The 17,675-nt window shown below is 39.2% G+C and carries 11 protein-coding genes; all 11 read right to left on the reverse strand.

What is annotated here, in order from left to right; all coding sequences use genetic code 11:
* Window positions 1-26 precede the first annotated feature (26 nt).
* On the reverse strand, window positions 27-857 hold the full coding sequence (locus MMH89_RS02940; RefSeq protein WP_258567958.1) for a hypothetical protein: 831 nt from the start codon (window positions 855-857) through the stop codon (window positions 27-29).
* A gap of 67 nt (window positions 858-924) precedes the next feature.
* Complete coding sequence (locus MMH89_RS02945) at window positions 925-1,821, reverse strand: hypothetical protein (RefSeq protein WP_258567959.1); 897 nt, start codon at window positions 1,819-1,821, stop codon at window positions 925-927.
* Window positions 1,822-1,823: 2 nt separating this feature from the next.
* On the reverse strand, window positions 1,824-3,452 hold the full coding sequence (gene rpsA, locus MMH89_RS02950) for a 30S ribosomal protein S1 (RefSeq protein WP_258567960.1): 1,629 nt from the start codon (window positions 3,450-3,452) through the stop codon (window positions 1,824-1,826).
* Between the two features lie 74 nt (window positions 3,453-3,526).
* Window positions 3,527-3,697 carry a hypothetical protein gene (locus MMH89_RS02955; RefSeq protein ID WP_258567961.1) on the reverse strand — a complete coding sequence of 57 codons (171 nt, stop codon included), beginning with the start codon at window positions 3,695-3,697 and terminating at the stop codon, window positions 3,527-3,529.
* Between the two features lie 228 nt (window positions 3,698-3,925).
* A complete protein-coding gene (locus MMH89_RS02960; RefSeq protein WP_258567962.1) occupies window positions 3,926-5,191 on the reverse strand; it encodes a hypothetical protein in 1,266 nt (421 codons plus the stop codon).
* A 182-nt stretch (window positions 5,192-5,373) separates the two neighbouring features.
* Window positions 5,374-6,414, reverse strand: coding sequence for a (d)CMP kinase (gene cmk, locus MMH89_RS02965; RefSeq protein ID WP_258567963.1), 1,041 nt, complete (start codon window positions 6,412-6,414; stop codon window positions 5,374-5,376).
* A complete protein-coding gene (gyrA, locus tag MMH89_RS02970) occupies window positions 6,407-8,953 on the reverse strand; it encodes a DNA gyrase subunit A (RefSeq protein WP_258567964.1) in 2,547 nt (848 codons plus the stop codon). Before gyrA ends, cmk begins: the two co-directional genes overlap by 8 nt.
* A 242-nt stretch (window positions 8,954-9,195) precedes the next feature.
* Window positions 9,196-11,799, reverse strand: a complete 2,604-nt coding sequence (locus MMH89_RS02975; protein WP_258567965.1) for a hypothetical protein — start codon at window positions 11,797-11,799, stop codon at window positions 9,196-9,198.
* 164 nt (window positions 11,800-11,963) lie between these two features.
* Window positions 11,964-12,968, reverse strand: coding sequence for a hypothetical protein (locus MMH89_RS02980; RefSeq protein WP_258567966.1), 1,005 nt, complete (start codon window positions 12,966-12,968; stop codon window positions 11,964-11,966).
* Window positions 12,950-14,086, reverse strand: a complete 1,137-nt coding sequence (locus MMH89_RS02985; protein ID WP_258567967.1) for a hypothetical protein — start codon at window positions 14,084-14,086, stop codon at window positions 12,950-12,952. Before MMH89_RS02985 ends, MMH89_RS02980 begins: the two co-directional genes overlap by 19 nt.
* 309 nt (window positions 14,087-14,395) lie before the next feature.
* Window positions 14,396-17,662 (reverse strand): hypothetical protein, encoded by a 3,267-nt coding sequence (locus MMH89_RS02990; protein WP_258567968.1) that lies wholly within the window; start codon window positions 17,660-17,662, stop codon window positions 14,396-14,398.
* Window positions 17,663-17,675 lie beyond the last annotated feature (13 nt).

The following is a 17,675-nucleotide window of genomic DNA, read 5'->3' on the forward strand; positions in this document are numbered from 1 at the left end:
GAGATCATCCTCAGACATCAAGTGAATTAAAAGCGGAATAAGCGTGCTAAAAACTCAATCAACTGAGCAAACCAACCTAAAGGTGCTTCCTCTTCTACTAGCTCAGCATCCATTAAGTCTAGATAATCAGGAACATCACTCATTTCATCAATATCATATTGAGAATCTACCTCTTCTACTTCAGACACATAGATAGATGATAGTTCCATAGGTTCTTGAACAACAAACTCCTCAGAGATAAGCTCATCCCAAGATAAAGGCCACAATGCTACAGAAACCCCGATACTTAGCGACGACTGCCTATCATATGAGTATAGTGAATCATCGTTAATAGCCGCTGTTAAATCTGTAGACAGCAATGGCAGGCGGTATTCTGCATAGGCATTGAGTGATTCAGCAATTGTGAATGAAAATTTACTATATAATTCTGAATGCAATCCCTGCAAATCAACGTCTGCAGACCACGCGTGGTATACATCCAATCCGAAAGTACAGGACACTTTGTTGTTATAAAGGGGTAAATACGTATAAAGTAAAGCACCAGTCTTCACATGATTACGTAACACCTCAACTTGCACATACGGGTTAATTACGCCATATTGCTCGTGTGAAAACTGCACGCCCGCTGTCAATTGATTGAATTCAGCCGTGGACGCCCCCAAAGCTTCAAAAAGCACTTTATTGTCCCAATAAAACTGCTGTAAATCATAACCTGTACGGTTACCAGAATAAGTTTCTAGAGCGACTGCTTTTGTTCTAAATCCTGAGGAAACATCCAGTGTTTGTTTAATATCAGCATGCGCGAAGCCAGATAGACACAGTGTTGCCATTACACCCATTTTCAATTTTATTTCCATATCTATATTCCTTTAGTTAATGTTGACGCAATCATACTGTAACTTAAGCGGGAACACAATCCTAAATTTAACTAGACAGCAAAATCCATAATTTATCCAACATAGGGTATTGCTGGGCAACATCTTGCTTTGCCAGTAATTTGATCAACATCAGACCTTCTACTGTTTTCCCTTTCATAGGGCCGTTTAAGATATCATTAGGCTTCATGCCCTGCTGTAGATACCCACCGAACTGGCCATTGCGTCCGCCTGCAAGAGTAACCATCAAATCACCAATACCCGAAAGCTCTGTAACCATAGAAGCCTCTCCAGAACGATCAGATAAGAACGTCTGCATTTCCTTTAATGCGCAAGTCACCCAATATGCACGTGCGTTTTCAGAGCTAGAAAATGCGGCAATTGCCAACGCATAACAATTTTTCAATGCACCCAACCAACAGGCACTTTCCATATCTTTCACAATTGATACATCATAACAATCATTTTGGATCATTTGACACACTGATTCAGACATCTCTCCCGCTAGAGCAACATATGAGCGGCCGCCATTTGCAAGATCTTGTGCTATACAAGGGCCAGAGATTGCACTAACCGGGTTTGGTATTTGCGATGCGACATATGAGGCTATAGGAATAAGATCCTCTGCAATAATTACAATGCCCTTAGTCAACAACAATACAGGAACTGATTTAGAGTAGCGAGCCACCTCAGACAATGCCCAATCAATGCCTGCGGAACTAACACCAATCACCAGCAAGTCTGGATCGATCAAACGCTCTGAGCTAACAACTAAACGACTGGGCCAGCTGACACTAAAGCGAACATCCTTACCCTTTGACTCAATCGATTTTATCACACTATGATCATATTCCGTTGGGAAAATATGAACATTATGATAATTAGCTTGATTGTGTGCAAACGCTGACGACATAACGCCAGCGCCTAACACCTGAATATTCAGCATGATTACTTAGAGGAGTCTAAATGTCCTTTCATTAGATCACCAAATGTAGAAGCACTTCCGCTACCAGAGTTATCAAATTCACTTTGATTCATACGGCTCAACAGCACCATCTGATTTCTTCTTTCATCAGAAACCACATACAAAGCTAACTCATCACCCTCTTGTAACGCCTCAGATTCGTCAAACTCACTACGTTTCACACTTCCAGAAATACCAGCATCTAATGCAACAACTACTTTTCTCGCATCAAGTGACAATACCTTACCAGAAACTGAAGACCCTACAGGGTTACTGGATATGAATTGATCAAATGGATCAACATCAAGCTGTTTTAATCCAAGAGAAATACGCTCACGGTCAGAATCAATAGCTAAGATAATAGCTTCAACTTCCTGGCCTTTCTTATATGAATGCAAAGCCTTTTCACCAGGCAACACCCATGAAAGATCAGTAAGGTGTACTAAACCATCAATACTACCTTCCAAACCAATAAAGATACCAAAGTCAGTAATTGATCGAATCGCACCTTTAACACGTGAACCAATTTCGTGATTTTGTCTAAACTCATCCCAAGGATTCAGCATACATTGCTTAATACCTAAAGAAATTCGTCTTCTTGACTCATCAATGTCTAAGACCATGACCTCAATTTCTTGGTCAATTTCTACAACTTTACTTGGATGGATGTTTTTATTGGTCCAATCCATTTCAGACATGTGAACCAGCCCTTCAATACCGTCTTCAATCTCAACAAAGCAACCGTACTCGGTTATATTCGTTACACGACCAAATAATCTTGATTTCACAGGGTTGCGCTCAAGTAAATCTTTCCAGGGGTCTCCCTGAAGCTGCTTCAAGCCAAGTGACACACGCTTCTTCTCGCGGTCAAATGACAACACCTTTACGACCACATCATCATGCACTTTGAGCATTTCAGATGGGTGTTTAATTCTTTTCCATGACATATCTAGAATATGTAGCAAACCATCAATACCGCCTAGGTCAATAAATGCACCATAGTCAGTTAAGTTCTTAACAACCCCTTTAACTTCTTGACCTTCAGTTAGGTTATTTAGTAACTCTGCACGCTCACCACTGGTCTCTTCTTCGATTACTGCGCGCCTTGAAACAACCACGTTGTTACGCTTCTTGTCCATCTTAACGACTTTGAACTCGAATTCTTGTTGCGAAGCAACCATATCTAAATCTTTAATCGGTCTTAAATCAACCTGGGAACCTGGCAAGAATGCGCGAACACCATCAATGTTAACAGTGAACCCACCCTTAACGCGATCAATAATTTGACCCACAACATTTTCTTCACTTTTCAGTGCATTTTCTAAACGATTCCAAACTGCTAAGCGAATTGCTTTTTCTAGAGATACACACGTCTCACCAAAACCGTTATCAATGGTTTCAAGTAAGAAGTCTAACTCTGTACCTTCTGAAACGTCTTCATTACTAGACTGTACAAATTCAGAAAAAGGAACTAAAGCCTCTGATTTTAGGCCGACATCTACTGTAACATAGTCGTTACTCATAGACACAACTCTACCTTTTACTAATGATCCGGAACGAACGCCATAGGATGGCAGGGAAGCAACTAATTGCTCAAATGATTTATCTGACATATTTCTTAAGTTTTACACTTATTTAGTTAGTTTAACAAAACATGGATATACCATGTCACCAAATTCAAGAGAGTTTAACTGAAATAAATAGATAATTCAACATTATCAGCAAAAAACCCACTATATTTTTCTTCGACTAATTGCTGCCTGTCATTTTTAATTATACAGAGCCCTTTTAAAGCATCCTGTCTAGCATGGCGCTCCCTATTAAAGGCAACTGACGTTAATATTGTTTTATAATTCATTTTTCTCACCCATCATTTTATTCTACTTTTTAGCAAGGTTTATCAGATTTATTTTTTAACCCCTCTTCTTACTAAGGCTTATTCTCATTAATATCAGACTTTGAATTCATTTTAATGATTCCCTTATTGGTGATTAACGTACTATCTTTGGGCTCTCTAGATTGTAATGAATTACTAGCGGCCACTAGGTGAATAAAGGACCCCCGTATATTTTACAAAACTATTGTCTCATATTTTAGAACTTAAACCGGCTTTAGCACTTTCTAAAAAATTAGGAACAGAAACCTTTACAAGCCGATCTTTTCCTTGCAAAGCTTGATTAAACTTAGGGCTAAAAACACCGACTAACTCTGGGGCTTGTCTAAATAAGTTTTCTTCAAAAGCCTTGTTAGCACGATCACCTAAACCGCCATTTCCAACACAGCCTAACGCCTCGCCCATGACACTCTCTGCACACCGAAAATCAACTTTTAAATGCTGTGCTGCACGAGAAAGCGCACTTGAATCCTGGTAATTGACAATCACTGGAAAACACAACTTAGCATCCTTTAGTTTACTTTCCAAATACCCTGCTAGCGGATCACCCTTCTTAACAACTGGAGGGTTAACTGATAAGCCTTTAAAATTGGTACTAGACACGCTAGGATCCGTTGCAACAGCAACCACTGCATCTAAAAATATACTTTTAGCTAATGATTGATGCTCAGGAGTTAACCCATACAGAAAAGCACCCGGTGTAACCATACTAAATGCTTCTCCATTCTCAGCTGCAACTGTAATGGCCTGTGCTAGAATTTGCTTATATTTTATAAGCAAGCCCTCTTCTCCTTCTTTCGTTAACCGTTTATCATTACAAAAAGACTGATAGTCTTTTGATTTCTTCGCACTATCATTCAGTTTTGGCGTGTTTACATAGTAGAGCGTTCTAATGAAATCTTCCCCTCTAATATCACAGTCTTTACTCTCCTTGTTCATATCATACCATTGATGAACAGCACCTCGGGCTATTTGATAGGAAGCTAAACTCTCTAGAGCATGCGCATCCTTTATACGCTCGCCTCTCTTAGCACGCTGTATTTCCATTACTAGATCAGGGCTTATATGCGACCCATCATAATAAATAGCAACCTCTGCTTGACGCCCTTGAACCGCAGTATTAGTTTTTAAATATTTTAAGTAACCACTTTCTGCGCTTGGATCACCTATTCCTTCTCCATCAAATAAACTTCTACACTGCTGTCGCAAATATTGCCTAGTATCACGACGTTGCGCATACAGATACTCAGGTCTACCAGCCTCAGCAACAACAGCGCTTATCATATCCGCTTGCTCCTTGCTAAAATCATTTGGGAAAAAAGCCGTGATACCTTTCCCAGGCTCAGTCACGGCTCGCCTAGATACAGGTGCACCAGCAGGTGACGAATCAGAGCGTTTTACACCGCCTCCAGACGGTACTGGATTAACACGCCAAAATTGCTTGTGCCGCTCAGCCATCTTCCCCCACCTAAACGTAATAAAAAACGCAAACTGCTGGAATATATATTTAACTATATTTAAAAACCCTTTTTTTCTCTCACAATTTCTACCTTCTTAAATTGGTTATTGATATATTATATACTAATGTATTAAAAAATCGGATTTTTTTAGATTTAAAAACAATATACTAAAACTGGCTGCTAACCTACTATATCCTGTAAAGCCAGTAGTCGATTAGATAACACCGCATACTGCCCACACAATGCAGCCACATAAAATAATCGCTCATATGAGGGTTTTGTAGCTATAAAGACCGATAGCATTGCTTGTTCTACAGCACTGGTATTTTGCAAAATAGAAAGATGTGCATTAATTGGATCTGGTATAAAGTCTCTTACATAGATAGGACACAACCATGAAGCACCTATTATCTCTCCTTGGAACTTTTTAGATGAGGCTTCACTGCAGCCCTTCCACCAGCGCTCATAATCAGAGACATTGCCTAATTGAGCATAGCGCATACTGTCTTGCCTAACCTGATCAAATATTTGAACAACCTCTTTTGGCATAACCTGTTTCGGTAAAACCATAAGCACCTGCTGATACATTTGCTCTAAATTTTCATCCCAGTGTGCTGCTGTATCTACAAACACCGCATCTTTAGCAGGAACCAGCGGAGAGATAGCCCGAGTTTCATCTTGATGATCTCTAGCCTTGAGCTCCATCACCAATTGATCATAATCTGGACTTAAACCCATTTGCTCTAGCTGAACCTTTCTTCGTTTCGCTCTTACCGCAACATCTGCGGTTAGAAACAGCTTTAAGGTTGCTCTGGGAAAAATAACAGTACCCATGTCTCGACCTTCTGCTACCAACCCCAATCCAGACTGAAAGCCCTTTTGCAAATCAGCCAGCTGAGTTCTTACCGCGACATCCTTAGCAATATCTGAAGCCATCTTCGTTACTTGCGCATCATTAATCTTTGCAGTTAAATCCTCACCTTGTACCCAAACCGACATATCACCCTGTGTAGACTTAAACGCGAGTGACTCTGTTAGCAATTCTTTAATCGCTTCTAGGTCTTTACCCCTTAACATGAAATACGCACATAATCGATATATAGAACCACTACCTAAAAAGTTCATGCCTAAACGATTAGCAAGTGCACAAGCCAATGAGCTTTTACCTGTTGATGACTGCCCATCAACTGTAACCACAATTGATCGTCTATCCTTACTCATCAGTCTCTGTTATCTCTGACTCAGCACCATCTTCAGCTTCATCATCTTCACTCGTAAATACTTGCGCTGCCACTAAACTCTCATTGTTCTTAAGACGGATCAATCGAACACCCTTAGTACTTCTACCGATAATAGAAACACTGCTTGCTCCAATTCTAACCAAGGTTCCACCATCAGTAATTAAGAAGATATCTTCATCATCACTAACCTTTGCAGCAGAGATGACTCTAGCATTTTCAGATAGATTAATCGCAATCACACCCTGACCGCCTCGACCCGTCTTTCTAAAGTCTGATAGTTTGGTTCGTTTACCCATTCCATCTGTTGCAACTGTAAGAACTGGATAATCTTCATTGGCAATAATCGCTGATACAACAAAGTCATTTTCTTTTAAGCGCATGGACCTAACACCTCGTGCGCCACGACCCATAACTCTAACATCTGATAATGAGAATCGAATCACTTTACCGAGGCTTGAGAAAATCATGACATCTTCTGAAGGCTTAGCGAGTAATACGTTCATCAGTGAATCACCTTCATCGAGATTAACAGCTATAATTCCGCCTTGTCTTGGTCTTGAGAAGCTAGCTAAATCAACCTGTTTGATCACTCCTAGTTTGGTTACCATCACAACAGACCTGCCATCTTCAAACTCAGTAACAGGCATTAATGCAGTCACCTCTTCATCATCCTGAAGGGGTAAGTAATTTACAATCGGCCTTCCCTTAGAGGTTCTGTTCGCTAGTGGTAACTGATACAGCTTCAACCAATACAACCGACCCTTATTTGAAAAGCATAATAAGCTATCGTGTCGGTTAGCAATATAAAGTTGTTTTGCATAATCTTCTTGTCTAACTGCTGTTGATGATTTACCTACACCACCTCGTCGCTGTGCTTTATAGCTATCAAGCTCCTGAATCTTCAAGTAACCTAAGTGAGAGAGTGTTAATACAACTGGATCATTAGGTATGAGATCCATATCATCGATATCAACCTGACTATCAACTATTTCAGTTCTACGCTCGTCTTTAAATGCCTCTGCTACCGCTACAGACTCTTCACGAATCACAGCCATCAATTTTGGATAATGGTTTAAGATTTCCATTAATGCTTTAATACGCTCAATTAACTCTTTAAATTCAGCTAAGATTTTATCACGCTCTAAACCGGTTAATCGATGTAGACGCATATCCAATATAGCCTGGGCTTGCGCTTCTGTTAGCTGATAGTGCTTATGATCCGCATCCAAACCTGCACTTTCAGTTACTTTAAGTAAGGTTGCAATACCTTGATCAATCGACCATGACTGAGCAATCAAATTAGCTTTAGCTTCTGCAGGACTTGCTGCTTTTTTAATGAGCTCAACGACCGCATCAATATTTGCTAGCGCAACTGCGAGTCCCTCTAAAATATGGGCTCTTGCTTTAGCCTTAGCTAATTCAAACTGAGTTCTACGTCTAACAACATCTCTTCTATGATCAACAAATAGATTTAATAATGATTTAAGCCCTAAACATCTAGGCTGCCCTTTATCCAACACCACCATGTTGATCCCAAAGACAGATTGGAGCTGAGTCATAGCATAGAGCTTATTTAACAGAACCTCTGGTGAGGCCCCTCTCTTAACTTCAACAACAACGCGCATTCCTTCACGGTCAGACTCATCTCTGAAGGTACTGATACCCTCAATTCTTTTTTCTCGAACCAACCAACCGATTTTATCCAATAGTCTGGATTTATTGAGCATATAAGGAATTTCAGTGATTACGATAATATCCTGCTTACCGTTTTGTTCAATTTCAGCTTTGGCTTTGATATAAATCTTACCACGCCCTGTTTTATAAGCTTGTACAATACCTGCCCGACCGTTAATAATTGCACCCGTTGGGAAATCAGGGCCTTTTACGATCTCAATCAGTTCATCAATATCTGTTTCAGGATTATCAATCAACTGGATAACAGCCTGCATCATATCGTATAAATTATGAGGTGGCACATTGGTTGCCATACCCACTGCAATCCCGGTTGAACCGTTGACTAATAAATTAGGGAACTGAGTTGGCATCACACTCGGACAAAACTCTGTATTATCATAGTTAGGAACAAAATCCACAGTATCCTTAGCAATATCCTTAAGTACAGCGTTGGTCACCTTAGACATTCTAACTTCGGTATAACGCATTGCAGCTGCAGAATCACCATCCACCGAACCAAAGTTACCTTGACCATCTACTATTGGATAGCGTAATGAAAAGGGTTGTGCCATTCTAACTAAGGCTTCATAAGCAGCAGAATCACCATGTGGGTGGTATTTACCAATCACATCACCAACAACCCTTGCTGATTTTTTATGTTGTTTATCGTAGGTGTTACCCAGGTGGTGCATTGCAAAAATGATTCTTCTTTGTACTAACTTAAAACCATCTCTCCCATCGGGAAGGGTTCTACCTATTGCACTCACTGCATAATCTAAATATGACTTTTGTATTTCATCCTCTAGTGAAGAGTGGAGTATATTTCCCAACTTTGATTCTGACATGCATTCACCTATTCTTTGTCATTAATAGAATTGATTTAGCCATATACTACTCGATTTCATACCATAAAGCTATGGCTCTGTTGCACATACTGTAGGTGCCTCTAATCCCTTCCATCAATCCATCAATATAGCCTAATAGCAACATAAACTAAATATAACATAGCTAACACTTAGAAAAGATAATCTACACACCCACTCATAATTAGATCAGAGTCTTTATCTTCCTACATAGAGAAAAACACTTAATGATGAGCACGCCCTTGACTAGTTCTTCGTAAAGCAAAATCAGTTTTGACGGTCCCTGTAAGAAGGTTCTTCCTTCTCGCTTTCTTAAGCACATTTGTGGCTTGCGCATATTTGTTAGCGCTGTCTTTTGGCTCTCCTTGTTTTCGTCGCCCTTGCCAATTAACGGTATCATGATCACAAAGCAGCTTTCCTTGTTTAAATAATGGGCTCATTTCATTACCCATTTTATACTTGTCTGCGAGCTTTAGAAGAAAACCTTTGATAACTTCAGGGTCTGAACCATGAGAGGCAACCGCAGCAACCCCATTTTTTGCTGAATTGATATATAAATCAAGTACAGCTTTTTGCCGACCCTCATCCCCAAAAAGCAAGTTTAAATTATCTTTAGATTGATAATCCTTTGTAGGCTTCCCTTTTGCTGCACTAACCATATTCACTAAATCTTTATAATTATCAATGATAAACTCCACCTGATCAGGAGTGACCGCTTTTCCTTCATAGCCAAGGTTTTCACTTGTACCAAACGTTTTCTTTGCTTCTGCATATAGTGCCCGATATCCCTCAAATGCGGCTTGATAGCCTTCATCAGGACCGCTTCTAATGAGATTTCCTAGCAATACAAGATCATTCCCTAAATGTCTTAAAATGGTTGTCTTATCCATATCGAACAAGGTGACGCATGTATCACCGTTCGCATGAATTTTCTGCTGCATATCAGAAATCTCCTGTATGTTATCTAATGTCATTCCTGTTTTTGAAGTGACCTCAATTCCAGTACCTTTACCGTATTTACGAATATGCGCTTCAATATTAGCCGTTTTATCATCTACCAATAGCACAACAGCATCTCCTTGGTTTGATGGCTTTTTAGCAGCAACTTGCAATTTAGAAACAACTTGTGAAGCTCTAGGAGCAGCCATTGGGATGGTTGGCCCAACCTTTAAGAAAGATTCCTTCATAATGTTCAATAACTTATCTGCTTTTACAAGTTCACCATTCTGAGCAATCATAGTACCCTCTTCACTATTATTAGATGGAGTTAGGCCAGGGAAAAGAAGATTAAACCGTCTAATTTTACCAGGATCCCAAGGCACCTTATTAATTAATGAAAGCAAATAGTCATAATTAACATCGTTTACTTGGTCTTTAGAAAATTGAGGCATGTTGAAGTCATCGCCTTGTATATATCTAGCTAGTATATTTGACAATGCCATAGACTTTAAATATTTTTTCGTATCATCTGTTGAATAAATTACAACTTTCCGCATTGATTGTTGTTCCGGTATCGCCAAACGATGAAGTTTATCTTTATGCTTTTTTTGTGCAAAAACCGATCCAGCCCCAAAAACTTCTTGCATCTTTTTATCCCAAGGGCCTGTCCTATTCATAGACTTATCTTGAGTCTTAAAGAGTCTGACAAGGCCTTTAATCACCCCATCAATATTAGCAATAGATGCCTTCCCTTGTTGCATTTGTAAAAGCTTTTCTATTGTAGTATTAAACTGGGCTTGCGCAACCAAAATATTTATCGTACGCATTTGAGCAAAATTGTAGAATTTACTATAACACACTTTATCTTCATCTTCTTGCTGGTCATCAAACACAAAATGAGTGTAAATGTCAGTATTACGTAGTTTATCATAACCAGGAAGAAATACCGCTACTCTTTCCGGTATAAACCCCTCATGGTTTAGCCTATGCAAATCAGCGCCGAAAGCTATAATTTCTTGTTTGGTAATGCTGGAAGGTAACTCATCAGTCTCACCCTTAGCATAACGAACAAGAGCAGACGCTACACTCATAGTTCCTTGCTTAGCAAACGCAACAGCAGCTTGAGCAGAACCCGGAATGTCAGGGATGACTACACCAGCCTCATTGCCAACAGACTGCGGGCCTGGACCAGTTACAGACCTAGAGGCCGCCGTTACCACTCCCTGGCGCAAGCCACTCTGAGTCTGTGGTTTTGCTACAGTGTTATTATTCTGAGCCTTCAGCATTGCTGCAACCACATTCTTAGGTTTCTTTCGGCCACCAAATAGATTAATCAGCCCAGCCAATCTACCTGTTGCTTTAACTTTTTTTAGATAACGTTCACCATCCTTATCTTTTTCCGTAATAACTCTATCATACATTGTCTTGATTTTTTGTACATTGGATTGTATCTTAGGATCTTCACTAGCCGCGCACTGTGAATAATTAGCTACGAAAAGTTCAAAATCAGCTTTTTTAGCCGTCTTATTTACTATTTTATCCAATAGTACAGAGGTATAGAACTCTAGTGAGCGATCTGTGACACCCTTTTTATCCGACAGTACGACCGCAGACGTCGGTTCTTTATTGAAATGTATGCCTAGACGAAGAACAGCTGTCTGATTACCTATATTATTATAGAGTTCCTGGCTAATATAATTATCACGAAACATCTCTAACTTATTCAGCTTTTTTAAACTAGCATCAGTAGCTTTACCTGTGGCAAAAAGTTCTACAATAGATTTAAATAAATCCTTGTTTACATTGTCACCCCTACTTAATTGATCAATTAAACCATCTAGTTTTTTTTGCTGGTCACTGCTTAATTTTTTATATTCTTCAGGTGCCATAACTAAGTCTCCTTAAACTTTCTCTGAGACTCGTTATAATTATAAAAAACAGATTGTCAGATTAATTTTATAATAAGTCTTAATTAATGTAAGAAAACCTGTTACAGACATACTCCATTCTTGGAACACTACTCCATATCTAGGTAGCTGTGGTTAAACATCGCTTAGCAATTGCTAGTTCCAGGTTTTCGTACCTTAGCAGCTGGCGCAGCTTGAAACGAATCTACTGTTTTCAGGATCTGATCTGTTTTTCCTTCATAGCCATATTTGTTAGTAGTCCCATGCCGACCAACCGTGCTCACTGATTTAGCATCACATTTGATCAACCCATTGTGTAACATTGCACGAATTTTCTCTACATCCTTTCTTCTTCCATTTTTTCTTGCTAGCTCAACTAAGAGCATTCTCATAATTTTAGGCTCTGTCCCATGAGATGCAATACATATTCGGTGGTTATTATCTGCACTCAAGTACATTTTAAGCAACGCCTTTTGCCTTTTAGCAGGTCCAAATATTAACTCAAGCGTATTGTTTGGCGCTGATAACAATGACTGCAAACTATTGCTTTGTAGATATTTTCTAGCATGCTCAGACAGCTTGGCTCCACTCTGTTTTTTATGCATTAGATGCAATACCGATAAGATCTTCAACTCTTTATAATGTGCTACAACAAATTTAGCTGTCTCATCTCTCGTATCTTGATCCCCACAAACACTTGGGTGCCGACTTAGTCTAATATTAAATAGACCTTCCCTTTCACTGTAAATTTGGGGGTTATTACTCGTGAGATAAGAACTGACGGAGGCAATTGCATTGTCACAAGCCTCATACTCATCAGAGCCCTTCTTAAAGTTGATTGGAGGTGCAAACATACATTTCTTATCATACTGTACGTAATTTTCACTAGTGCATAAACTATAAAAATATTCAGCCATATACTGGATATCATTTGTCATATGTATTGCACCTAAAGAATTAGTACCATCCCAATCAATAGCTCTTAATGAGAGTTCGCCCTTATACTTTCCACGCCAACCAGTAACCGTCTGTATCTGCTGTATTGTCATCCCGCCCTGGCCTTCGCGGCTAACGTTCATACCTTCAAAACCCAATTCTATTGCAGTGCTAATATTACGTGTATCATCATCTACTAGTAGAATATTAGGCAACGCGCTTTGGCCTCTTCACACTTTCCAGCCTGAAAGCCTTGCGCAACAGCGGCTGTAGCTGAAGATGAATTAGGGTGCATAATACCAAGACTATGAGCTGCATCTCCCCTAGCCGCATTCTCTCGTGGAAATGCTTTTTCATGCTCTGAATTAAGTTTCGTAAACGCTTGAATAAACCTCATCACGTCCTCAGTATTACTGAAACAGTGCTCTTTTGTACACACGTTGTGATCTTTGTCCATAGTATCAGCATAGCAGTTGAGTGTAACGACATAACCTGCATCTGTAAAAGTGACATTGACCCTCTCTTGCTCATTCTTTTGCTGATCTATAACCATTATAGAACTCGCGAAAGGATATTGGTTCAAAAAATCTTGATATGGTGTCTGTACCTCTTCTTTTTGTGCAACAACCAGAGCTTCAGCAAAGCCTGAATCCTTAGCATTATTAAAAAGATCAGTCAATTGCTCTTGCATTACCTGAGCATTTTTAGCACCAATAACATTCTGAAAATTGAGCATTGCCTTAGCTACACCTTGAGGGGTTTTTCTTGGTTTTTTACCTATTGGTAAACCACTCATTATTGATGTTGAGCGAACTTTTAGGTCATCACTAGAATTCCTTTTCTCAATAACAGAATTATACTTATCCATAACCTTCTTTAATTTAGCTGCAAGATCATCACTTGCATTATCCCTAAATGCTGAGTAATTTTCTGCAAAGAATAAGAAATCCTCCTCTTTGGCGTTATTTTTTTGTATGCGTTCAACTATTTCTGTAAACCGTTTAAACTGGCTTACATTTGCACTCAACATAGCTAAATACTCTAACGATGGGATCACTATAGCGCTCTTAAAAGGAACTACAAAAGGGTCATCAACAGCTACTGCATAGGTTTGACCATTAGCATTAATATTAGTCTCGAAAAGCCGTATTGTTGTTTTTTCAGGAGATTCAATTACCCCTTGCCCTTCAAGCACATGGAAGTCTAATTGTTCTATAGGCGTATCGTTCAAGAATTCTTTATCCCCTTGAAACTTATACCCAGACTTTTTAGCATCAGCTACCAGAGCTTTTAACGCTTCTATATCATTGAATTCTGTAATTGTTTTACTCAATAAACTCGATACAGTTATAATGAAAAAACATAGCGTGTCAGAATAATTATACATACACACTAAACGATTAACTGTTCGTACACCCTTCACTTAATTTAGACAATTAATCTCAGTGATCACGATTAAACATCGCATCCACATCTAATAGTGTTAGCTCCTTTTTAGGTAGGGTATCCATGGCTAAAATGACCCGAATGTAATTCCTGACTCATTTCGTAGAGCAAGACATTCATCTTATTGCTTCTTAGATATCACTACCTTAATTTATAGTGGTCATTCCTATGTTTTGCTTACTATGAACTTAAGTAGCTAAACATGACTAGCGCCTCCTATGGAAAATGTGGTACTTTGGCCCAAGATTTCAGTTGCTCTCTCAGTAACTTTGCCGGCTTGATCATGCTTGTTTTTATCAATCCCCGCCGTATTAACACTGCGCTCATCACAAATTAGCTTTCCTTCTTTAAATAATGCGCTCATGGCTTTACCCCTGCCATGCTTGTCTGCGAGCTTTATAAGAAAACCTTTCATAATCTCAGGGTCTGATCCATGAGAGGCAACCGCAGCAACACCTTTTTTAGCAGACTCGATGTAAAAATTAACTAATGCTTTTTGCCGATCCTCATTCCCAAAAAGCAACTCACAAGTATCTGTTGATTCATATAACTTTGTAATTCTATCTACTTTTTGTTTTTTTACCGCTACATCAAACCCCCTCATAAACGTGCCTACCTCAGCTACTAGCGAAAGATCTCTGTAATTATCCCATATAAAGTCAATTTGGGCTTGACTAATTTTCCCCGTCTTATTTTCACCTAAAACTTTATGAATATTCTGAAATTTTAGATCTGGATGCTTGTCTATACACCATTCCTTTATCTCTTCACGCACATCTTTACCAGTTTTACCATCCTTCTCTTTAAACAGAGTTCCGGCTTCATTATTTAGCATACCCATGATAGTAGTACTATACTTATGGTTAGGTTCAGCCATATTCTTTATCTGTTCAAGACTGTGGGTCAAATGATGTCCAGCCAACGTAGTTTTATCCATATCTAGCAACGTGATGCATTGTTTGCCTTCTTCTTTTGCCTGATCTTGCATTATTTTTATATCTTCCATATCCTTAACGGTCATTCCTATTTTTTCATCTACTTTAACGACAGTACTAGCACCATACCTCTCTGCATGGGCGTCACAATTTGTTTTACTATCATCTACCAGAATCACGCGTTGACTGGTTTGAGAGCTTGATTGTGAACCACTACTCGATTTCGGCATGATAGAATCGAGTGCAGCTTTGGCACCCATACCCTCAGGGGGTACAAGTATAGCAGATTGAGTCTTACCCTTATAAGCCTCATACAATTTACTCGCTACCGCATCAGTTCTATAAACGTCGCTCGATAATGCAAGCCGATATCTACCCTCAAGAAATGGCTTGATATGTAGACCCTGTAGACCCTCAACACCCTCAACATTAGTACCTAGCACACCCTTCAATTTGTCTAAGGCAGTCGCTTCATATGTGCCTAAACCCAATTTAAATAAATTACATAAATCTGTAAAGTCACTCTCTTTCAATTCAGCACCATTCCTAATTTGTTCTATTTTTTCATTAATTTGTTCAAATTTAACTTTATAAACAGCATCGTTTCGAGCCCTTGATTCTTCTGCGTACAGAGCATCTGCCTTACTAACTTGAGCAGGCTGAGGTAAATCATTCAATACGGCTAAAATTTGAGCTGTTTTTCCTACATAACCTTCTGCATTGGAGGTTCCTTTGCGCCCCTTTTTGTTCACAGAATTGTTATTACAGATGATATGCTGATCCTTAAGTTTTTTCTTCATATCATCTACTGCACCTGGTCTTATAGTTTCTACTAACTTAACTAATAGCGCCCTCATAACTGAAGGTTCGGTTCCATGAGAGGTAATAGCAATAGGGTTATCTTTGTCAGCAGACAAATACAGATTGAGCAGTGCCTCTTGCCTATTTTTGTCCCCGAACATTAAATTAAGTGTGTCAGTTGCATCTGTGAATCTTTGAAAATCCAGAGGCCTTGTTGCATAGTCATAATGGCTATTCCCCGGATCTGTATGCTCAAGCATATGTAAGGCTAAGGCTCTCATATCTTTATAATTATCTACAATGAATTCAGCTGTAATACCACGCGTCTCTAAATTGCTATCACTTAGATCTTTACCCAATCTCGTTTGATTTGATCTGTTCAAGAGATGTACATCCGTCTCCATACCTTCTAATTTTTTATTAATTGAACTCAGTGCTCGCTCAGCCATGCCTCTTAGTTTAGGATTGCGGCTATTGCGACTAATACTGTCTTCTCTAATTCTATAAGAGACTTTACTACCTTGCACTTTACGCTCTACGTAATTAAAAATAAATTCCGACATATAGTTAATATCATTTGCCATATGAATAGAGTTCAAAGTACATGTGCCATCCCAATCTAACGCCCTCAGAGAGCATTGTGTACTTGCACTACTAGTACCCCATGCTGCAATGCTATTCATCGTTTCAACACTCATACCATCCTCTCCTGCAAACATCGGATCTATACCCATGGTTTGAGCTACTTCTAAGTTGTAACTATCATCATCTACCAGCAAAACAGCCCTTTTTTGAAAGCTCATAGCACTTTCAACGCTACGCTGTTTTCCAAGTTTAGCAGCATCATATCTTCTATCTTTATTCCGATTAAACTGTTGCTGTATTGCTACCAATCTTTGCAAATTGTCTACAAAAACATGATAACTTGACGAATCCTCAAATGTTTGATGTGCACCCAAGACTTCGAAAGCGCTATCCAACTCAACCTCAAAACCATCCTCTGTCTTTTTAACAATGACTGGATCATCATCATCAAACACCTTATGAACAGGTACGTTGTTTATTTCTCGGAGGCCAGAGATAGATGCTACGAAAGGAAATTCTGTCTTAAAAAGCATACAATCTTTATAAAAACCTTGATCAACACCCCCCTCCAAGGGATCAAAGCCATTCTCGAAAACACGCGACAACCCTAAATTTTGAACTTCATTAAACAAGGAGGTTAATTCAAGGGTTTTGCCTTGATCTATCTCATCACTAGAAGAACTCTGACCAAAACTCGCAAGAGTTCCCGCAATCCTCTTCATCACGCTGGATTTCTCTGGCCGTGGGGGCGCTTCTTGAGATAGCATTGCTGCAGCAACGTTCTTAGGATCACTTCGACTGACAAATGGTTTAGTCATCATATTTTTCAAAAACCCGATGACACCTCTCTCTTTAACTTTTTTTAGGTACCAATTACCATTTTTATCTTTTTTAGCCTTAATAACACCTTTATATTGTAACAAAATGCCAGCTAATTTAGATGGTATATCAGTATCATCATTAATGCTCACATACTGTGAGTAATTAGCTGCGAAATTTTCAAAATCAGCTTGATCAGCCAGATTGTTTAATATTTTGTCTAGTTTTGATCGTACTGAATTATAATAGTAGACAGCACGCATTTCTCCAAATGTTCGTAGCACATCCTGACTATCTACAGCTATGCTAGCGGATTCTGGCAATTTAAAGGCATGT

Source organism: Candidatus Comchoanobacter bicostacola (assembly GCF_024172705.1).
In the GTDB taxonomy this organism is placed as follows: Bacteria; Pseudomonadota; Gammaproteobacteria; order Comchoanobacterales; family Comchoanobacteraceae; genus Comchoanobacter; species Comchoanobacter bicostacola.